The organism is Streptomyces sp. TM32, from assembly GCF_004122755.1.
GTDB classification, from domain to species: Bacteria; Actinomycetota; Actinomycetes; order Streptomycetales; family Streptomycetaceae; genus Streptomyces; species Streptomyces sioyaensis.
In genome coordinates this window covers 1-15,951 of the sequence record NZ_SDIG01000153.1, presented here as the reverse complement: position 1 = coordinate 15,951, position 15,951 = coordinate 1, and the positions used below count along the sequence as shown (strand labels likewise).

Here is a 15,951-nt window from a genome sequence, read left to right as displayed (position 1 = left end):
GCCCTGCCTGCGGGCCCGGTTCCGCAAGATCGTTCTGGTGTGGGCCGACGGCGGATACACCGGCCGTCTGGTCGACTGGGCAAAGGAGAAACTCCAGCTCACCCTGCAGATCGTGAAACGCTCGGACGACATGTCAGGGTTCGTGGTGCTGCCCAGACGGTGGTGCGTGGAGCGGACACTGGGGTGGCTGATGCGCTCGCGGCGTCTGGTGCGGGACTTCGAGACTCTGCCCGCTTCCAGCGAGGCGTTCGTCTACTTCTCGATGGCCATGCTCATGAGCCCACGCCTCGCCCGGACGGCTTCTGGGACGAAGCATGAGCAGTCGAGATGGGCTCACGCGGCGTGAACCGGCCCGTCGGCGACGCTGCCAGCCAGCCCCGCTCGGCCAGCCGCCTCGCCTTCGAGCGCACCCCTCGATCTTCCCGGGCACCAGCTCCAGCCGAAGCCCGGCGGCGAGCTGTCTCGCCGAGACCCCCTCGCCCCCGCCCGCCCCGGATTCCACCAGCTCGACGATCCGCCGGTAGTCCACCGCGAGCGCGTCCAACGCCGCCGCCTCGTGCCAGCGCGGCACGACGGACCCCACCACCGGGGCCGGGGCCTTCTCGCTCACGGCAGGCGCCTCCCGCACACCGGCATCAGAAGCCTGCACCTCCTCGCCCCCACCAGCCAGAGCCTCGGCGAGTTCCGTCCGGGCGATCACCCGCCGTTCCAACACCGCCTCCGCGTCCGCGAGTTCAGCAGTGATCCGCTCCAGCTCGACGCGAAGCTCCTCCGCCCGCACCCGGGCAACCGCCTCCCGCTCCTCCAACAACCCCATCACCGACGGCATCGGTCATCTCCACATCACCGAGAACGGACTGAACGCCCGAACTCTCCCGCAACGCCACCGAAACCATGCCTGAACAGCGGAAACTCAACGCTCACATCCGGAAAGACAACGGCTTCTCACCCATTTGTGGATCTTCATCTCATTCTGGCCTTGGTGATCAAGGTCAGGAGGAAAGGGCAACACCGTTGCGTTTGGATCTTGAGTCGTAGGTCAACCCTTGGTGAACGGCGCAACGGGACGTCCTGATAGATCAACTTGTGTTGAGCAAGAAGATCACCGGGAGTCCGTTGCAGGAGAAGTCTGCCATCACGCGCACCATCGAGACAGCCCCGGGTGTGTACGCCCCCGGGCATCTGGGCGAGCTGACCCAGATCGTGGACTTCGCCCTGGGACGACGACCAGGAGGAGCCGGCCGACGCGGTGTTGCGCCAGGCGGTCGGTCAACGGGCCCTGCAGCTGGCCAACGACCTCAAGCGCGGCCGCATCCCGCGGCGGGAGCTGAACCGCGCCCTTGCCGAAGCCTTCGCCGATCCCGACGACACCCGGGTCTACCAAGCCCTGGTCCGCTGGATGAAGGACCGCGACCGCAAGGCGCCCCAGCAGTAGGGAAGGAGTTCCTTCCAAATCTGGAAGGAACCGTTCGAGCGAATCGAACGCGCCCCACCCCCGCGGCCGGCCTTCCGTCGCGGGGGTGGGGCTCGGGACCTGCGCTGTCGGCGGAACGACCGGCGCCGCCAGGGTGGCCTCCGTGGCGTCGGGTTGCTCGATCGCTGTATCCGCCGGACGCGGCGAGTTGCGGCTCGACGGCGCGGAGACCCAGGTCCGCCGTCCGCGGGCGGGACGTCCGGGGCGCCGGGCGTTCATCTCCGGCAAGCGCAAGCAGAACACCATCAAGACCACCACCTTCAGCGACCACCAGGGCCGCATGCTGTGTCCGGCACCGCCCGGCCGGGGCGCATGCACGACCAGACCGCCGTGCGCACCGAGGGCATCGCCGAACAGTTCCGCCAACGCCCGAAGGTGAAGGCAAAGGTCGACACCGCGTACCTCGGCCTGGCCAAGGAGTTCCCCCACCAGGTCACCGCCCCGCCGAAGAGACCCAAGGACGAGGCATGCGACGGCGACAAGCGGGTCTGGAACGAGGCACGCCGACGCCAGTCCTCGGCCCGGATCTGCGTCGAGCACACCAACGCTGAACTCCGCCAGTGGGCACCGCTGCGCCGCTTCACCGGACGCCGTGACCCACTTCGCGATCGCCTCCCTGGTCTCCGACCCATCCGCCCACAGGCCCACCCGCCGCATCAACGAGCACGGAACTCGTGGCCGTCCGCCCGGCAGCCCGCTGAATCAACCACCAGCCGAACCGCCAGGCCAGCCTGTCCGAAAGCCAATTTCCCCCAAGGTCGTTACCTCGCGTCGACTCAGGTCTCCGCACGGGCGCGCTGAAGCGCGCCGGGAGCGGTGACGCTTGTCACAGTCCTGGTAGGTACCGGTGTGTGACGGCTGGTCAAAACTGTTGAGAATGATCTGACTTGTGTTGCTGCGACGCCATATGTATGAGAATTCGGTTTTGTGTTGAGTTGATGGCAGCTGATATTGATTCTGCCTGCTGGGGTGAGTGGAGCCGACGGGGTGTACTGACATGGGGGAAGCGGTGGCTGTTCAGGCTGATGGCAGGACCATTGCGGGATGTCTCGCGCAGTGGGTCGGGGGGCGTCGGGAGAATCTCCCGGGCCGTGTTTTCTTCCTGGAGTCGGCTGACCACCTGACAGCGGTACGGCACCTCGCGGACGCTGGTGACGTCGTGATCGCCCCGGACGGAGCTGAAGGCGTCGACGGCCCGGACACGGCGGTCACTGTGGTGCGCTACTCCGGCCGGTTCTGCGAGGCGGGGGACGAGATGTTGGTGGAAGGCGCCTACGCGGTTGAGCTCCAGGACTATCTGGCGGCTGCCTATCTCCCGGTCGTGGGTCTCACCGTTGTCAGGATCATGAATGAGGCCGACTGGAAGGCGTTCCTTCAGGACGCCGATCTCGCATACGACCAGGGCGTGTTCGTGGAGCAGCTCGCGCACCCTTCCGTACTGCTCGCCGACAAGGGCCCACTCGGGTTCTTGCAGCCCACAACGGCCGGTGACCTGCTCCGTTTGCATGTGACGGCGGACGGAGAGGTACGCCCGTCAGCGGGCGGGGCTGTACTGGGCACGGTGGCCGACTCGCTCGCGGAGCTTGAAGAGGCGGCTCGCCAGCTGCCCCGGGGCGGCGTGGGCGATCTGCACAGCGCTGTGTCGTGCGATGTCGTCTATGACGCCTTGGTGGAACGGCCCTGGCTGCCCCGCTACATCCGTGCACTTGAAGCGCTCCGGGCGACACGGCAGGACGGTTCGGTCCATCGGGTGTCCGGGTTCGGCGGCCGGATGGTGGAGGGCTTGGACGTGGGGAGGGTGGAGCCCGTCGAGGCTCCCTTGCTCCTGTGGAACGAGACGGAGGCGTTGCTGAACGACACCGTCTCCGGGCGTTGGTTCCGTCTCGGTTGCGATGCCGCCCGCTTGGTCGAACTGGTCGTGACGGCCGGCTCGCGCAGTGCGGCGGAGGGCAGCGCGGTCGCACTGCTGGGGATGCCTGTGTCCGTGGCCAGGCAAGCCATCGATGCCGTCGAAGCGCAGTGCCGCCACGCTGGTATCCGGATCGGCGGCCCCGCGGTCATCCCCGAGGGGGCCGGCCGGTGAAGTCCATGCCCCACCCGCTGTGGACACTGTTGTCCGCGCCCGGTGAGGCGGATCCTGCGGAACGTATCGCGGTGGCTGCTGAGGGCGTGCGGATTCGTTATGGGGACGGAAGCTGGGCGCTGTGCGCAACCAGTGGCCTGTGGAACGTCAACCTCGGATACGGCAACCGCGCAGTGGCCGATGCTGTGTCCACGGCCCTGGCCGAGGCTTCGTACCTGTCTTTGTTCCGGACCTCCCACGCCCCCGCTATCGCGGCCGCCGGCGCCCTTTTGGAGGTCTGCGGGCCCGAACAGTATGCAAGGACCGTCTTCTCCACATCAGGCAGTGCAGCCAACGATCTCACCATGAAACTCGTCCGCCAGTACTGGACGCTGCATGGAGACGACCACCGACGGGTCGTAGTAGGGCTCAAGGGCAGCTATCACGGGCTGACCTACGGAAGCCACGGATTGACCGGCGAGCAGCTGGGGCAGGCGCTCTACGGAGTCGACCAGCGACTGGTACGGCATGTCACCCATCAGGATCAGGGCGCTGAGCTGGCGGCGTTGCTCCGGCGAGAGGGCCACCGGATCGCGGCCGTGGTCGTGGAACCGGTCCTTGGTTCCGGTGCTTTCCCGCTGTCCGAGGAATTTTTGACGGTGCTGCAGGAACTCCGCCGCGAGCATGGTTTTCTTCTGGTCGCGGATGAGGTGGCGACAGGGTTCGGTCGCACCGGGATGTACTACGCGTCCGAGCGGTGGTCGCCCCGCCCCGATCTGCTGATCACCTCGAAGGGCTTGACCAACGGCACCTGCGCGGCCGCGGCCGTCCTGGTCTCGTACGGTGTGAGCGCCGCTTTCGAGCAGTCTGCCTCCCCTTTGGTGCACGGTGAGACCCAGGCCGGTACGCCTTCCACCTGTGCCGCGATCATGGCGACCATCGCCGAGATGGAACGGCTGTCCGCCGTTGAGCGGGCGGTAGCGTTGAGCGGCCGCCTGGAGGCCATGCTGTCGCGGCTGCTGGGCCATTCCCTGGTCGCTGGTGTCCGGGGGATGGGCTGCTTCCGGGCTGTGCGGCTGTCGCTGGAGGGTGCGGACCTGCCTCATGACGGCGTGCTGCGGGTGGTTTCGGCCATGAGGGAGGTCGGCGTCGTGGTGCAGCCGGGGCCGAGCTGCATTCAGCTCATTCCCGCGCTCGTGTACACCGGTGCCGAGTTGGAGGAGCTGGAGACCCTGCTCACCGCGGGGCTCGACCGGGCCGCTGAGGTTCTGCTGTGATCTTTGATCGCTGGGCGTGCCGTACGGAGGTGCGCGCGGGCCACGGCGTCACCGCTGCGGTCCTGGCGCGGTTGCCGCTGGGCCGCCGCCCCGTCCTGGTGGTGGACGAGGTGCTCGCCGAGCGGGCCCACGGGGTGCGGCGGGACCTCGCGTCGCTGCATGTGGAGACCGTGCCGTCCACGTGGTCGGGAACCGATTCCGTTGCCGCGCTCACCGAGCGGATGGCGGCCTTGCGGTGCACGGCTGTTGTCGGGCTCGGTGGCGGAAGCACACTCGACCTGGTGAAGCTGGCCTGCCTGGCGGCTGCAGACCCTCGGACCCTTCCGCTGCTGCGCGCCAGGTCCCCCCGCTCCGGGCTGATCCTGCTGCCGTCGGTGCCCCCCTCGGCGCCGGCGCCCACGGGTCCGTTGCGGGTGCTCGTGCCGACCACGGTGGGGACCGGTGCCGAGGCAAGTGCGGTGGCCTGCCTGCCGTCGCCTCAGGGCAAGCGCCTCGTCTCCGGTGAACAACTGCGTCCCGACATCGCGGTGCTCGACTCGGCCCATACCAAGACCCTGCCGCGGGAGCTGCTGGCCGAGGGCGTGCTGGAAGCGCTGTTGCGGGTCGTGGGCAGCGCGCTGGGCGAAGAGCCCGGTCTGCCGCATGCGGACGACGCGGCTGTCGGACTGGTCGTCCGGCTGGCCGAGGCGGGCGAGCGGCTCCTGAACGGAGACGCCACCGCTGAAGTGCGGCTCACTACCGCGTGGTTGAGCACCACCACGCACACGGGCTGGGCACTGGCCGGGCGTCCTCCTTACGCGGCAAAGCACTGGTACCTCGCCAACGAACTCTCCACCGTGCTCGGCGTGCGGAAGATGACGGCCACCGCCGCCATCCTGCCCGCCGTGTGGCAGCGGATTCGTGACGGCGACCGCAGATTCGGCGACGCACGGCGCCTGCGCATCGTGTGGTCGTGGGTTCGCACCACCCTGCCGGATTTGCCCATCGACCCGGTGGAGGGCATCACAGCCCTCGTGCTGCGGTGGCGGCTCGAGACTCCTTCGCCGACGACCGCCGCGGTGCTCGACCGGGCCACGCGCCGCGCGGTGGCGAGCTGGGGAGGGAGGCTGCCGATGCTCGGCGGAGTGAGTCATGCGGATATCCGCTCGCTGTTCGCGCAGGCCCTCTGTATGCCGTCCCCCGACTGGGAACCGGAGAGACTCACATGACTTCCAAGCGCACCGACACCAGGCTTCTGCTCCTGCTGATACCGGGCATGGGCTTCGTGCTCCTGTCCCTGTGGCGGACTCTCGGGCTTCCCGACTCCGTCAGGACGGTGCTCCAAGTACTTCTGATCGGCGCTCAGCTCACGCTGATCGGACTTGTTTTCTCGCGGCGTGGTCGACGTGACGAAACGACCGCGAGCCGAGCTGAAAGGAGGTGAAACATATGACCGGAGCAGTGATCGAGACCTCCGCCGGATCCGCCCTGAACCTCACGTTCGAGGAGCTGGAGGCGATCGAGGCACCCGGCGACAACTGGGACGACTTCCTCGACGGCGTGATCGTCGGCGGGACGATGGTGGGTATCGGCGTGGCCATCACCTGATGCCCCGGCACGTCACGGCCTGGATCACGGGCGACAGACACACCCGCAAAGAGGCGAAGGGAGGTGAACACTTTGATGAATGAGCAGCACACCGCTGCGGCCGACCTTGGGGAGGGCGCAGCACTGAACTTCCGTTTCGAGGAGCTCGAAACGATGGACGCTCCTGACTTCTGGACCTGGTACGCCGGCGTGAAGGTGGGGGTCGTTGCCGGCCTCGGCGCCCTGGCGATCACCTGATGCCCGCCCGACATGGATAAGGCACACCAGCGAAATAGGGGGTGAAATATGAACGGGAAGACCGACGGGCTCGACCTGGACCTGAGCTTCGAGGAGCTTGAGGACATGGCGGCCCCTTCCTTCACGGACAAGGCGACCAAGATCGTCGTGATCGGCGGCATCCTCGTGGGGATAGCCACCACCTGATCAGCGAGTGAATGAGCATGTAGTCGGCCGGTGCCGTCGTCACCGGTGCCATCGGGGCCGGCCGACCGTCTGAACGATGTGAGCGGAAAAGCAATGGCGAAGACAGCGGAGCAGCCCACGGGAGCCGCGGGCCGGCTTGTGGGGGTATTCGGGGATTCTCTTCCCGTTCAGGACATCTACAGCCCGGAGGGCTCCCGCATGTACCACGCCCTCACTCAGGGCGACCGCTCCGAAATCCGGGAGATCCTGCGGGTCGCGCGTGGTGGTGCCGGCCCGGTTCTCGACCTCGCCTGCGGGGCAGGGCGGCTTACCCTGCCGCTACGCGCCCTCAGGCACGACATCGTGGCTCTCGACTCCTCTGCCGAGATGCTGCGGCTGCTCCAGCAGTCCTTGGGGGACACACCCGCCGCCGGGCCCCGGGTCGAACTCGTCGAGGCGGACATGACGGCATTCTCACTGGGCCGGCACTTTGGACTCGTGGTGCTCGGTGCCACGTCCGTGACCCTGCTGGACCGCAGGGACCGCGGCAGGCTCTTCGCGCGGGTCGCCGACCACCTCTCAGGGGACGGACGCTTCTTGCTGACCACTCTGGAGCCCACCGGCACCAGCGGCCAGGTTACGGAGTCCGTCCAGCTGGTGATCGGCGAGAACGGTGAGCACCCTGCGCTGCACCTGCTCACCGAGCACCTGGACACGGGCCGCAATGTCCGGTCCATCAGTGTGCTGCGGCAAACCGTCACCCAGGGTGCCGTGGTGAAGAACGAACTCTTCACCTCCCGTACGCACGTGGTGACGGTGGACGAACTGCGCGGGGAGCTGGCTACGGCAGGGCTGCGGCTGCTCGGCCGGTACCCCGTGGCCGGTGACGCGGCTCACGACTACCGCGTATCACTTCTGGAGTGCGCCCTGTGACACACCCGCTGCGCACTCTCGATGACACCGCGTTGGCCCGCTCCTGGTCGGTGCTGCCGCCTTCGGGACCTCAAGAGCCCCTGTGGCGCGTCATGGTGGACATCGGACTTCTGGACACGGGTGGACAGACACGGACAGCCCAGGACTATCCGCTGCATCTCGTCGGTGCGTACGACGTGAGCAGGCGTAGCGCCCTCCAGCGCGGCGCGGGTGAGGCGGTGGAACGGTTTGCTCTGGTGCCGCGCCACGGGCGCGGCCCACACCCGGTACGCGCCCTCGCCGGAGAGCTGGGCCGGGAAGCCTTGCAGTTCGCCGCGCCTGGAGCGGTACTCGGGCACCCGGACGCGAGGACAGTGCCCTTGGACTGGTACCGGGGCACACGGCTCGCCGATGACGCCCCCTTCCTCATCCCTGCCCCGCTCGTCGACTGGAACGGCGCGGACGGCACGGATGACGACCTGAGCAGAAGTGGTCCGGGTCCGGACAGGGACGGGGGTGTGATCGCGGCAACGGACGCGCGAAGCCTGTTCGACCCCTCCCCGTCCGGTGCCGCGTCGGGAGCCGGCACGCAAAGCGCCACTCGGTCAGCCCTGCTGGAGATCATCGAACGGGATGCCGTCACCGTTGCGTGGGCGGCCCAACTTGCCCTGGCGGCCGTGGACATCGACCGGGCGACGGCCGGCGAAGCCTCATCAGGGGACGTGCGAAGCCTTCGGACACTTGTCGATGCCGCGCGCGCCGCGGCTCTGGAACCGGTGTTCGCACGGATACCCACCTGTATGCCGTCTGTGGAGTGCGTGGTCTGTGTGATCGTCGACCGTTCGGGCGGAGGGCAGAGCGGCGCCGTCGGCGCGAAGGCGTCGGGAGACGGCATACGCAATCTGCTCGGCGCACTGCAAGAGGCACTCCAGATCCATGGGTTGCTCCGCCGTTTCACAGAGCATCTGACGCCGCCAAAGGTGCGTCCCGCGGTGGTTCGCCACGACGTCGACCGCGCATGGACCTGGACCACCCCTGACGCAGTGGACGCCCTCGAACGCTGGACGCGGCACTTCACCCCCGAACCCTGGACCGCTCCCCACGCCAGCCCCACTCGGGACGAACTGGTAGCCGCCCTCGTGGCTGACGGCGCCGACCCCGTCGTGGTGCAGCTCACCGACCGGCTCCCCCCCTCTCTGCGCGCGTTGGGATGGGCTGCGGTCAAGGTCATCTGCCAGGGCTACCAGGGGCTGCGGATGGACGAACGACACGAGTTCGGCTGGGCGCACGACCGGATCCGCAGCGCCGCCCGGCGCACCGGCCGTCCCGCGACGGTGGCTGCGCGAGACATCCCCTACGGCCTCGCGCACCCCCTCATCTGAGCCCTGGCTCACACCACCACCAGTTCGGAGAACACGAGATGTCTGCCGGGGCCATCGCCCGCCACCCCAGACTGGCCCCGGACGTGAACGTCTGCGCCCCTGCAACCAGCGACCTGCCGTGGGTCATCACCGTGGCAGACCAGCCCCGCGCTCGGGTGAGCGCCGACATTGCCAGGGTCCTGGCACTGATCGACGGCCAGCGCGACCGCGCAGCCCTCCTCGCCGCCCTCGGCGAGCCATGGACCGGGTCGGCGCTGGACCGGGTCATCGAGCGGATCGCCGCCGCGGGGCTGCTCGACGACAACGCACGCCGTCCCGCCAAGCGGCGGCGCATCGCCTTCCGGCCGCCGCTCACCGTGCAGGTCACACTGTTCGACCCCTCCAGGCTCCTCGCCGTCACCCGCACAGCGCTGAGGGTCGTCATCGGGCGGGCAGGACTGGCACTCGCGGTCCTGCTCGCCCTGACCGGGCTGCTCGCCCTCGGGCTGCTCGGCAACAAGGTGATGGATGTTCTTGCGTCCCCGATGCCGCTCACCACTGCGGCTGCGCTGTCGCTGGCCATGGGGTTGGCGACCGTTCTGCACGAGCTGGGACACGGGGCGGTGCTCACGCACTTCGGCGGCCGCCCGCACCGTCTGGGCGTCATGCTCTTCTATCTCACCCCGGCCCTCTTCTGCGATGTCAGCGACGGCTGGCGGCTCCCGCGACGTCAGCAGCGGGTGGCGGTGGCCCTCGCGGGGATCATCGTGCACTGCGTGCTGGGGGCACTGGCTGCCTGGACGGCCTTCGCGGCTCCCGCCGGGACCTTTGAGCGCGGGATGCTCCTGTTCTCCATGACCTGCTACTTCCTGGGCCTCGCCAACCTCGTACCGCTGGTGAAGCTGGACGGCTACTTCGCCCTGGTGGGCCATCTCGACGTCCCGAACCTGCGGTCCAAAGCCACCACGGACGCCCGGCACATGCTGTCCGCCCGGCTCTTCGGGAGCCGCTACGAAAGTGAACTCCCGCAATTCCGCTGGGCGGTGGCGTACGGACTGGCCTGCATGCTCTTTCCCGTCGTGCTGGTGTCGGTGGCCCTGCGCCGCTGGATTTCCGGACTCGCCGGTACAGGCGTGGCCACCGCCGTCATCTGCTTGGCCCTGCTCGGGCTGATCGGCTGGGTAGCCGGCCGTGCCGGGTGGCGGGCGCTACGCGAGAGCTGGGCCAACGGCGCCAACCGGCTGCGACTGGTCGTGGTCGGCGGGCTGCTGGTCTCCGTGAGCGCCGCGGCTGCCGCCTTCATCCACGTCCCGTACAAGATCATGGCCGGTTATGTCGCCGACGCCGACGGCGTCCACCTCGTACTCCCGGAGGGCGGTGACACCGGCCGGATCCGTGCCGGCGTGCGGGTGCGGCTGGAGACCCAGGGGCTGGTGCTGCACAGCACGGTGGGCACAGCGGTCGTGGAGCGGGATATGCCCCGCGCCGCAACGGCTCCGGTCACGGCCTTTCTCGCCGTGGGCTCCACAGCCACCCGTCTGCCGGCAACCACCTACCCCCTGACGGTGGACGGAGGGTGGCGTCCGGATGCTCCCGATACCGGCCGGGCACTGGTCGGCGACGAATCGGTGCCCGCCGCGGTGTGGGTCTGGCGTACCTACCTGGCGCCGCCCTTGAAGGTGCTGGGGCAGTGACCGTCCGTCTTCCCGGCCCATACGCGGCAGAGCCCGGAGCCGGGCCGCATCATCGAAAGCGAAGAGAGCCATGACCTCGTCAACTACGCAGCGCGCAGTTCTTCTGGACGCACTGACCGAAGCAGCCTCGCACTTCGAGGCAGAGCCGGAAGACGATCCGCTCATCGGCTGGCAGAGCCGGTCCGCCGGATCACGTGTCGCGACGGAGCAGGGCGACCGCTGGTTGCGAATTGTGTGGGCCAGGCCCGAATGGGCACGTGGCCCTTGGTGGCAGGGGAACGAGTCTGCGGGTGTCCTTGAGGGCGTCACCCGCCCCCATGTGCTGAGAACACGGGAATGGGACAGCGGGCCGCTACGGTTGCGGGCCGAGCTGATGACCCTGGTTCCGGGCGAACCGTGTTCCCCCACACAGGAGCTGCGGACCGAGGTGGCGCTGCCGGACATGTGGTGGAGCGAGTTGCACCGCTCCCTCGAATGCCTCGCCGTACAGCCGACCGACCGGCAGGCAACCGACCAGGCCACGATGACCCGTCGACTGAGGGTCTTCTTCGGCGACCGGATCGATCCGACTGTCACCAGCTGGACGACGGCACACGGCGATCTGCACTGGAACAACCTCCACCACAGTGAGTTCGCGCTGGTGGACTGGGAGGGCTGGGGCAGCGCACCAGCAGGCTATGACGCGGCCGGCCTGTACTGCCGGTCGCTTCTGGCGCCCCACACGGCCCGGCGGGTCCGTGCGACCTTCGCGGACATACTTGACACCCCGGACGGGGTGCGTTCCCAGCTGTTTGCCATCACAAGGCTGCTGAGTCGCGCTGACGGAGGCGAGTTCGCCGATCTGGTCGGACCGCTGCACCAGCTGGCCGACCACCTGCTGGCCCGTGACCGATGAACACATACGAGAAAGGAAACGCATTGAGCGACGGAACACGTCATGAGCCGGCCCCAGTTGTCCAGTTCAGCGGCTTCACCAAGCAGTACGGCGACCGCACCGTCGTGGAGGACCTCACGTTCGACGTGCACCCCGGGACAGTGGTCGGCCTGCTCGGCCCCAACGGTGCGGGAAAGAGCTCCGCGCTGCGAGGGCTGGTCGGACTACTGCGACCCACCTCGGGGACCGCGACCCTCTTCGGCCGCCGGTTCGAGGACATCCATGCACCGGCGCGGCATGTCGGGGTCCACATGGACGGCGTGGGATTCGAGACCGGCATCACCGGACGACGACACCTGGAGATCTGCGCCCTGTCGGCAGGAATGCCGAAGACACGCGTCGACACCGTGCTGGACGAGGTCGGACTGACACAGGCGGGCGGCAAGCGCGTCGGAAAGTACTCCACGGGCATGCGGCAGCGGCTCGGCCTGGCGACCGCCCTGATCGGGGAGCCCGAGCTCCTGGTGCTCGACGAGCCGGCCAACGGGCTGGACCCGGAGGGCATCCGCTGGCTGCGGCGGCTCCTACGCCGTCATGCGGAGGCCGGCGGATCCGTCCTGCTCTCCAATCATCAACTGGCGGAGATCGCTCAGACGGTGGACGAGCTGGTGGTCATCCGTCGTCGGTCCCTGTTCGCCGGGCCACTCGACGGGCTGACCAAAAGCGGCACACACGACCTTGAGGAGAGTTACTTCGGCTTGCTGGAGGACGCACATGCGTGAAGCACTGCGGGCAGAACTGCTCAAAACGCGCAGCGGGTACGCGATGCTGGGACTCTTCGCCTACGCCATCGCCTCACCTGCGATCCTCCTGTGTGCAGGGCCATCGCTCGATGAGCTGACGTCCCTCGGTGACCGGGCGGCGACCCGCACGGTGTTCGGGGCGGCCGCCAGCTGCATGGTCGCCGCCATGTTCCTCGGCAGCTATGTCGTGACCCGGGAGTACTACTACAAGTCCGTCCTGCGGGCTTTCCTCCAGCACGGCCGGACCCGGGTCTTCGTGGCCAAGGCCCTGACAGCCGTGGTCGGAGGGTTGTCAGCCGGAGCCATAGGCGTGGCGGCGTGGGCGTTCGGGACCTGGGCCGTACTCTGCACCCAGGGACTGAGCCCGGTCGTCGACGGGCAGCTGTGGGGCGCGGCGGCCGGCACGGTGTGGGGATCTGGCCTCGCGGGGTTGTGGGGTGCGTCGGTCGCCTGGATCATCCGCGGGTACTATCCCACTACAGCGGTGGTCTTGCTGTTCCCCCTCGCGGTTGAATTCCCCCTGCTCCTCAACGCACCCGAAGTGGCCAGGTTCCTGCCTGGCGGCGCGCTGGCCGGGCTCGCACAGATTCCGGTGAAAGGACTGCTGCCGGCTCCGGAAAGTGCGCTGCTGTTCCTGCTGTGGACCGCGGTGGCTACCGTAGCGGCCCGCAGGCTCGTCCAGCGACGCGAAGCCGTCTAGGGGCCACGGTGAGGAAACAGCTGAGAGCCGAACTGTCCATGCTCCGCCATGACTACATCCTGGCGGGCGCCCTGGCCTTCCTGGCGATTCCGGCGCTGGGCACCGTATCGGGACTGCCCGATACCGCAGGCGCGCCGGATGAGGCACTCTTCCGTCTGGCACGGGGTCAACTCGGTGCAGCCATGGTCACGCTGGTGGTACTGGCCGCAGTCTACGGCTCGGCCCGGTTCACCAACTCGTACCGCACCGGGGCAGTGGCCCGTTCCGTACTGATCGGACCACGCACGGAGGTGCTCTGGTGCAAGGCGGCGTCGGCGGCGGTCGGCGGAGCGCTCATCGGCCTGGCCGGCACCACCGTGCTGGCTGTGATCCTGCGTCTGGGCACGGGAGACACCGGGCTCTCCGCCGGGACTGTTCCAGGGGCCGTGGGGGCGAGCGCATCAGCCGCGGTCTGGGGTGTACTGCTCGGCTCCCTTATCAAACACCACCTCGTGGCCTTCTTCGCAGTGCCCACTTCGCTACTGGTCGCCGTGCCCCTGGCAGGAACCTGGCCCCATGGTGCCCGGCTTCTGCCACTGGGAGGGCAATTGGCCCTGACTCCCGGAACAACGGGACCGTGGCCGTCGCCACAATGCGGAGCTGCGACCGTCGCCGTCTGGCTCATCGCGGCCGGCGCACTCGCCCGGGCACGATTCCGCTCCAGCGACCTGTGACTGTTTCCGGCGGCGCTCTCCGCCTGCCAGGGCGGCCTCCAGCGGCCCACGCACCTTGCGTGGCCTCGGGTGCCTCGACGTCCTCCCGGTCCACCAGAGAGGCGTACGCGGCGAACACGACCACGGGTCCCTTCCCCGCCCCGCAGGGCGAGCTGGATCGGGTTGGTGGTGGTGCGCACCCCCAGCCGCTCCAGGACCTCGTCCGTCTCCAACGAGCACACCGCCGCGACCAGAGGGGGCGGTGCCCGATGAGGCGTCACGCCTCGACGGTCTGTACCAGCAGATCCAGGGTTGGCGCTATGACTAGGATCCGCTCGCCTGGGAGGCACTCCAGCGCGGATGAGGCAGCGGTGATCGTCTTCCCTGTCAGTTGGTCGCGCTGCTCGGCGCTCGGCGTGTCCGAAACCGGCTGCTGCCGCTGCTGCTCCAGCCACCGTCCGCGTCCGCCCCGTGCACGGTCACCCCGGGCACGATGCTCAGGTCACTCGTCCCAAGCAAGCGTGCTGATAGCAGAGTGGGCGCGGCTGAGCGCGACGACGAGCTGGTCGACGGCGGCATGTGCGTCGAAGAGGGCGTTCCGTGCGGCGGAGAGGTCAGTCGTGACGTCGCCGCGGTCGCTTCGGATGTGGTTGTCACCGGTGATGCCTACGAGCAGCAGCCAGACCTGTTCGAGGGACTGCCCCAGTCCGCCGGCCATCTGGTCAAGGCCTGCGATGACGCTGTACGCGTCGGCGGGGTACTGCCAGCCGTCCCGGCCGCCGGGGCTGAGGGTGGCGTGGTTGAGGGAGCGGATGGCGTCAGCGGCAGCCCTGGCGTGAGCGGCGGGGATGTGGTCGGTCATGGGTCGATCCTTCCGCAGGAATCCTGTCCGGTGAGTGTTGGGCAGTTGACGCGCGTGGCGCCCCCGGCTGAAGGGGTGCAGCGGAGCGTTGAATTCCTGTGGTCTGTCAGAGGGCCGCGTGCGGAATGCAGGCCTCGCCCGAGTCGTTCCAGATCGACGCATCCGTCCTGTGCCGGCCGCCCGGCTTCCCGTCCCTGAAGGGCGGCTTGTCGTCCGGGTCGCAGTGTCCGGCACTGAGCGTGCAGACGATGTGGTCCGTCGGCGTTCAGCGACCGCGCCGTGCACAACCGCCGGCCGTCGGCGGCCTTACCGTCGAGACGCGGGCGCGGTTCGGGTTCACCGCCGCGCCCGGAACCACCGATGACGGGCGGATCCGCCGGATCAGGCACCGGCCGAGATCGGGAAGATGTCTCCGCTGGAACTGCGGATCTTCGCTTACCTGGCCTGGGCCTCGGCTGCCAACCGCCCTGTGACCTTCCGGGAGATCGGGCACCTCCCGCTGTCCACCGGGGACCTGGTGGGCGTGCGCGCGGCGGTGAAGACCACCCGTGACCTCGCCGATACCGGCCTGGTCGCTCTCCTGGGACAGACCAGGATCCTGCACGCACCGCTGACCGTGCTGGTGGCCGGCCACCAGCCCAAAGCGCCCGTTGCCTCACCGCCCGCCCGGCAACCGCTCACGCAGCCGAAGAGCAAGACCCCGCTTCTGGGCCGCAGGCCCGCTTCATCGGGCCACCCGACCCAGGCGCCGAGCGGCCTCTCACGTCCAACCAGGTGCGCGGCGGCAACTCCCTCTCTGTCAAAGTGGTGCGAGGCGGGCATACCGTACGATTCATTGAGTCGATGACCGAGGGCGGAGAAGGAGCAGTACCCCAGTGGCCACCAGTACCAACGACCACGAGGTCCCGGATCCGCAGGTGGAATCCCGTTCGACCGGACCGCGCCGTTATTCCGCGGAGTACAAGGCGAGGATCCTGGCCGAGTACGAGACCTTGGACCGGCAGGGCAAGGGAGCTCTGCTGCGTCGGGAGGACCTGTACTCGTCACTGATCACGAACTGGCGGGAACAGCGGGAGCGGGGTGCGAAGACGGCGCTCGCCGCGCCGGCGGGGCGGCCGAAGGCCGACCCGGACTCTGCTGCGCAATTCGTTCAGGCGGTGAGTCGGTAGCTGAGCTTGCCGTTTAACCTCGCCGCTGTTTGTGTTCCTTGATCGTCTCGGCTCGCTTGACGGTCTTCCCTACGGGCTGCGG

Annotated in this window: 19 protein-coding genes and 1 pseudogene; 18 read left to right on the top strand and 2 right to left on the bottom strand. The window is 68.5% G+C overall.

The features are described from left to right. The 16 genes from EST92_RS25680 to EST92_RS25615 form a co-directional block, all read left to right on the top strand. Window positions 1-346, top strand: a 346-nt coding sequence (locus EST92_RS25680) for a transposase (protein WP_153189049.1), incomplete at its 5' end; no start/stop codon positions are given. Window positions 347-1,249: 903 nt separating this feature from the next. Continuing rightward, window positions 1,250-1,435 carry a hypothetical protein gene (locus EST92_RS25670; RefSeq protein WP_129283162.1) on the top strand — a complete coding sequence of 62 codons (186 nt, stop codon included), beginning with the start codon at window positions 1,250-1,252 and terminating at the stop codon, window positions 1,433-1,435. A 324-nt stretch (window positions 1,436-1,759) separates the two neighbouring features. Then, window positions 1,760-2,275, top strand: coding sequence for a transposase family protein (locus EST92_RS25665; RefSeq protein WP_275540901.1), 516 nt, complete (start codon window positions 1,760-1,762; stop codon window positions 2,273-2,275). A gap of 196 nt (window positions 2,276-2,471) precedes the next feature. Continuing rightward, window positions 2,472-3,557, top strand: coding sequence for a daptide biosynthesis RiPP recognition protein (gene mpaB / locus EST92_RS25660; RefSeq protein ID WP_343283809.1), 1,086 nt, complete (start codon window positions 2,472-2,474; stop codon window positions 3,555-3,557). Window positions 3,558-3,562: 5 nt separating this feature from the next. After that, window positions 3,563-4,813: a daptide-type RiPP biosynthesis aminotransferase gene (gene mpaD, locus EST92_RS25655; protein ID WP_129283163.1), complete on the top strand. Its 1,251-nt coding sequence runs from the start codon at window positions 3,563-3,565 to the stop codon at window positions 4,811-4,813. Beyond that, window positions 4,810-6,021 (top strand): daptide-type RiPP biosynthesis dehydogenase, encoded by a 1,212-nt coding sequence (mpaC, locus tag EST92_RS25650; RefSeq protein WP_129283160.1) that lies wholly within the window; start codon window positions 4,810-4,812, stop codon window positions 6,019-6,021. The genes mpaD and mpaC overlap by 4 nt, the downstream gene beginning before the upstream one ends. Before the next feature lie 220 nt (window positions 6,022-6,241). Then, window positions 6,242-6,400: a daptide-type RiPP gene (locus EST92_RS31685; RefSeq protein WP_174244133.1), complete on the top strand. Its 159-nt coding sequence runs from the start codon at window positions 6,242-6,244 to the stop codon at window positions 6,398-6,400. 75 nt (window positions 6,401-6,475) lie between these two features. Further along, entirely contained in the window at window positions 6,476-6,637 is a 162-nt protein-coding gene (locus tag EST92_RS31255) for a daptide-type RiPP (protein ID WP_154073998.1), read from the top strand. A 48-nt stretch (window positions 6,638-6,685) separates the two neighbouring features. Next, window positions 6,686-6,823, top strand: coding sequence for a daptide-type RiPP (locus EST92_RS31250; protein ID WP_154073997.1), 138 nt, complete (start codon window positions 6,686-6,688; stop codon window positions 6,821-6,823). Window positions 6,824-6,916: 93 nt separating this feature from the next. Continuing rightward, complete coding sequence (mpaM, locus tag EST92_RS25645; protein WP_129283159.1) at window positions 6,917-7,735, top strand: daptide-type RiPP biosynthesis methyltransferase; 819 nt, start codon at window positions 6,917-6,919, stop codon at window positions 7,733-7,735. After that, entirely contained in the window at window positions 7,732-9,096 is a 1,365-nt protein-coding gene (locus EST92_RS25640) for a YcaO-like family protein (protein WP_129283158.1), read from the top strand. Before mpaM ends, EST92_RS25640 begins: the two co-directional genes overlap by 4 nt. A gap of 38 nt (window positions 9,097-9,134) precedes the next feature. Then, window positions 9,135-10,769, top strand: a complete 1,635-nt coding sequence (mpaP, locus tag EST92_RS25635) for a daptide biosynthesis intramembrane metalloprotease (protein WP_129283157.1) — start codon at window positions 9,135-9,137, stop codon at window positions 10,767-10,769. Between the two features lie 373 nt (window positions 10,770-11,142). Next, the gene (locus EST92_RS32390; protein ID WP_254069010.1) at window positions 11,143-11,664 is read left to right on the top strand and encodes a hypothetical protein; all 522 of its coding nucleotides are present in this window, start codon (window positions 11,143-11,145) and stop codon (window positions 11,662-11,664) included. A gap of 23 nt (window positions 11,665-11,687) precedes the next feature. Then, a complete protein-coding gene (locus EST92_RS25625) occupies window positions 11,688-12,425 on the top strand; it encodes an ATP-binding cassette domain-containing protein (RefSeq protein ID WP_254069009.1) in 738 nt (245 codons plus the stop codon). Next, entirely contained in the window at window positions 12,418-13,146 is a 729-nt protein-coding gene (locus EST92_RS25620; RefSeq protein WP_129283154.1) for a hypothetical protein, read from the top strand. Before EST92_RS25625 ends, EST92_RS25620 begins: the two co-directional genes overlap by 8 nt. Window positions 13,147-13,154: 8 nt before the next feature. Continuing rightward, on the top strand, window positions 13,155-13,859 hold the full coding sequence (locus tag EST92_RS25615) for a hypothetical protein (RefSeq protein ID WP_129283153.1): 705 nt from the start codon (window positions 13,155-13,157) through the stop codon (window positions 13,857-13,859). Between the two features lie 12 nt (window positions 13,860-13,871). On the opposite strand, the pseudogene EST92_RS32385 reads toward EST92_RS25615, so the two are convergent. Beyond that, window positions 13,872-14,229 (bottom strand): annotated as a pseudogene (locus EST92_RS32385) (helicase); the annotation flags it as partial. Between the two features lie 111 nt (window positions 14,230-14,340). After that, on the bottom strand, window positions 14,341-14,700 hold the full coding sequence (locus EST92_RS25605; RefSeq protein ID WP_129283152.1) for a hypothetical protein: 360 nt from the start codon (window positions 14,698-14,700) through the stop codon (window positions 14,341-14,343). Between the two features lie 406 nt (window positions 14,701-15,106). Here EST92_RS25605 and EST92_RS31245 point away from each other — a divergent pair, with 406 nt between their 5' ends. Continuing rightward, window positions 15,107-15,547: a hypothetical protein gene (locus EST92_RS31245; protein ID WP_154073996.1), complete on the top strand. Its 441-nt coding sequence runs from the start codon at window positions 15,107-15,109 to the stop codon at window positions 15,545-15,547. Between the two features lie 28 nt (window positions 15,548-15,575). Then, window positions 15,576-15,869, top strand: a complete 294-nt coding sequence (locus EST92_RS25595) for a hypothetical protein (protein ID WP_129283151.1) — start codon at window positions 15,576-15,578, stop codon at window positions 15,867-15,869. Window positions 15,870-15,951 lie beyond the last annotated feature (82 nt).

Bases quoted from the DNA above. Each gene is read 5' to 3' on its own strand.
- mpaM (WP_129283159.1), top strand. From the start codon at position 6,917: ATGGCGAAGACAGCGGAGCAGCCCACGGGAGCCGCGGGCCGGCTTGTG.
- mpaB (WP_343283809.1), top strand. From the start codon at position 2,472: ATGGGGGAAGCGGTGGCTGTTCAGGCTGATGGCAGGACCATTGCGGGA.
- EST92_RS31250 (WP_154073997.1), top strand. From the start codon at position 6,686: ATGAACGGGAAGACCGACGGGCTCGACCTGGACCTGAGCTTCGAGGAG.
- EST92_RS25620 (WP_129283154.1), top strand. From the start codon at position 12,418: ATGCGTGAAGCACTGCGGGCAGAACTGCTCAAAACGCGCAGCGGGTAC.
- EST92_RS31685 (WP_174244133.1), top strand. From the start codon at position 6,242: ATGACCGGAGCAGTGATCGAGACCTCCGCCGGATCCGCCCTGAACCTC.
- mpaD (WP_129283163.1), top strand. From the start codon at position 3,563: ATGCCCCACCCGCTGTGGACACTGTTGTCCGCGCCCGGTGAGGCGGAT.
- mpaP (WP_129283157.1), top strand. From the start codon at position 9,135: ATGTCTGCCGGGGCCATCGCCCGCCACCCCAGACTGGCCCCGGACGTG.
- EST92_RS31255 (WP_154073998.1), top strand. From the start codon at position 6,476: ATGAATGAGCAGCACACCGCTGCGGCCGACCTTGGGGAGGGCGCAGCA.
- EST92_RS25605 (WP_129283152.1), bottom strand. From the start codon at position 14,700: ATGACCGACCACATCCCCGCCGCTCACGCCAGGGCTGCCGCTGACGCC.
- EST92_RS32390 (WP_254069010.1), top strand. From the start codon at position 11,143: ATGACCCTGGTTCCGGGCGAACCGTGTTCCCCCACACAGGAGCTGCGG.
- EST92_RS31245 (WP_154073996.1), top strand. From the start codon at position 15,107: ATGTCTCCGCTGGAACTGCGGATCTTCGCTTACCTGGCCTGGGCCTCG.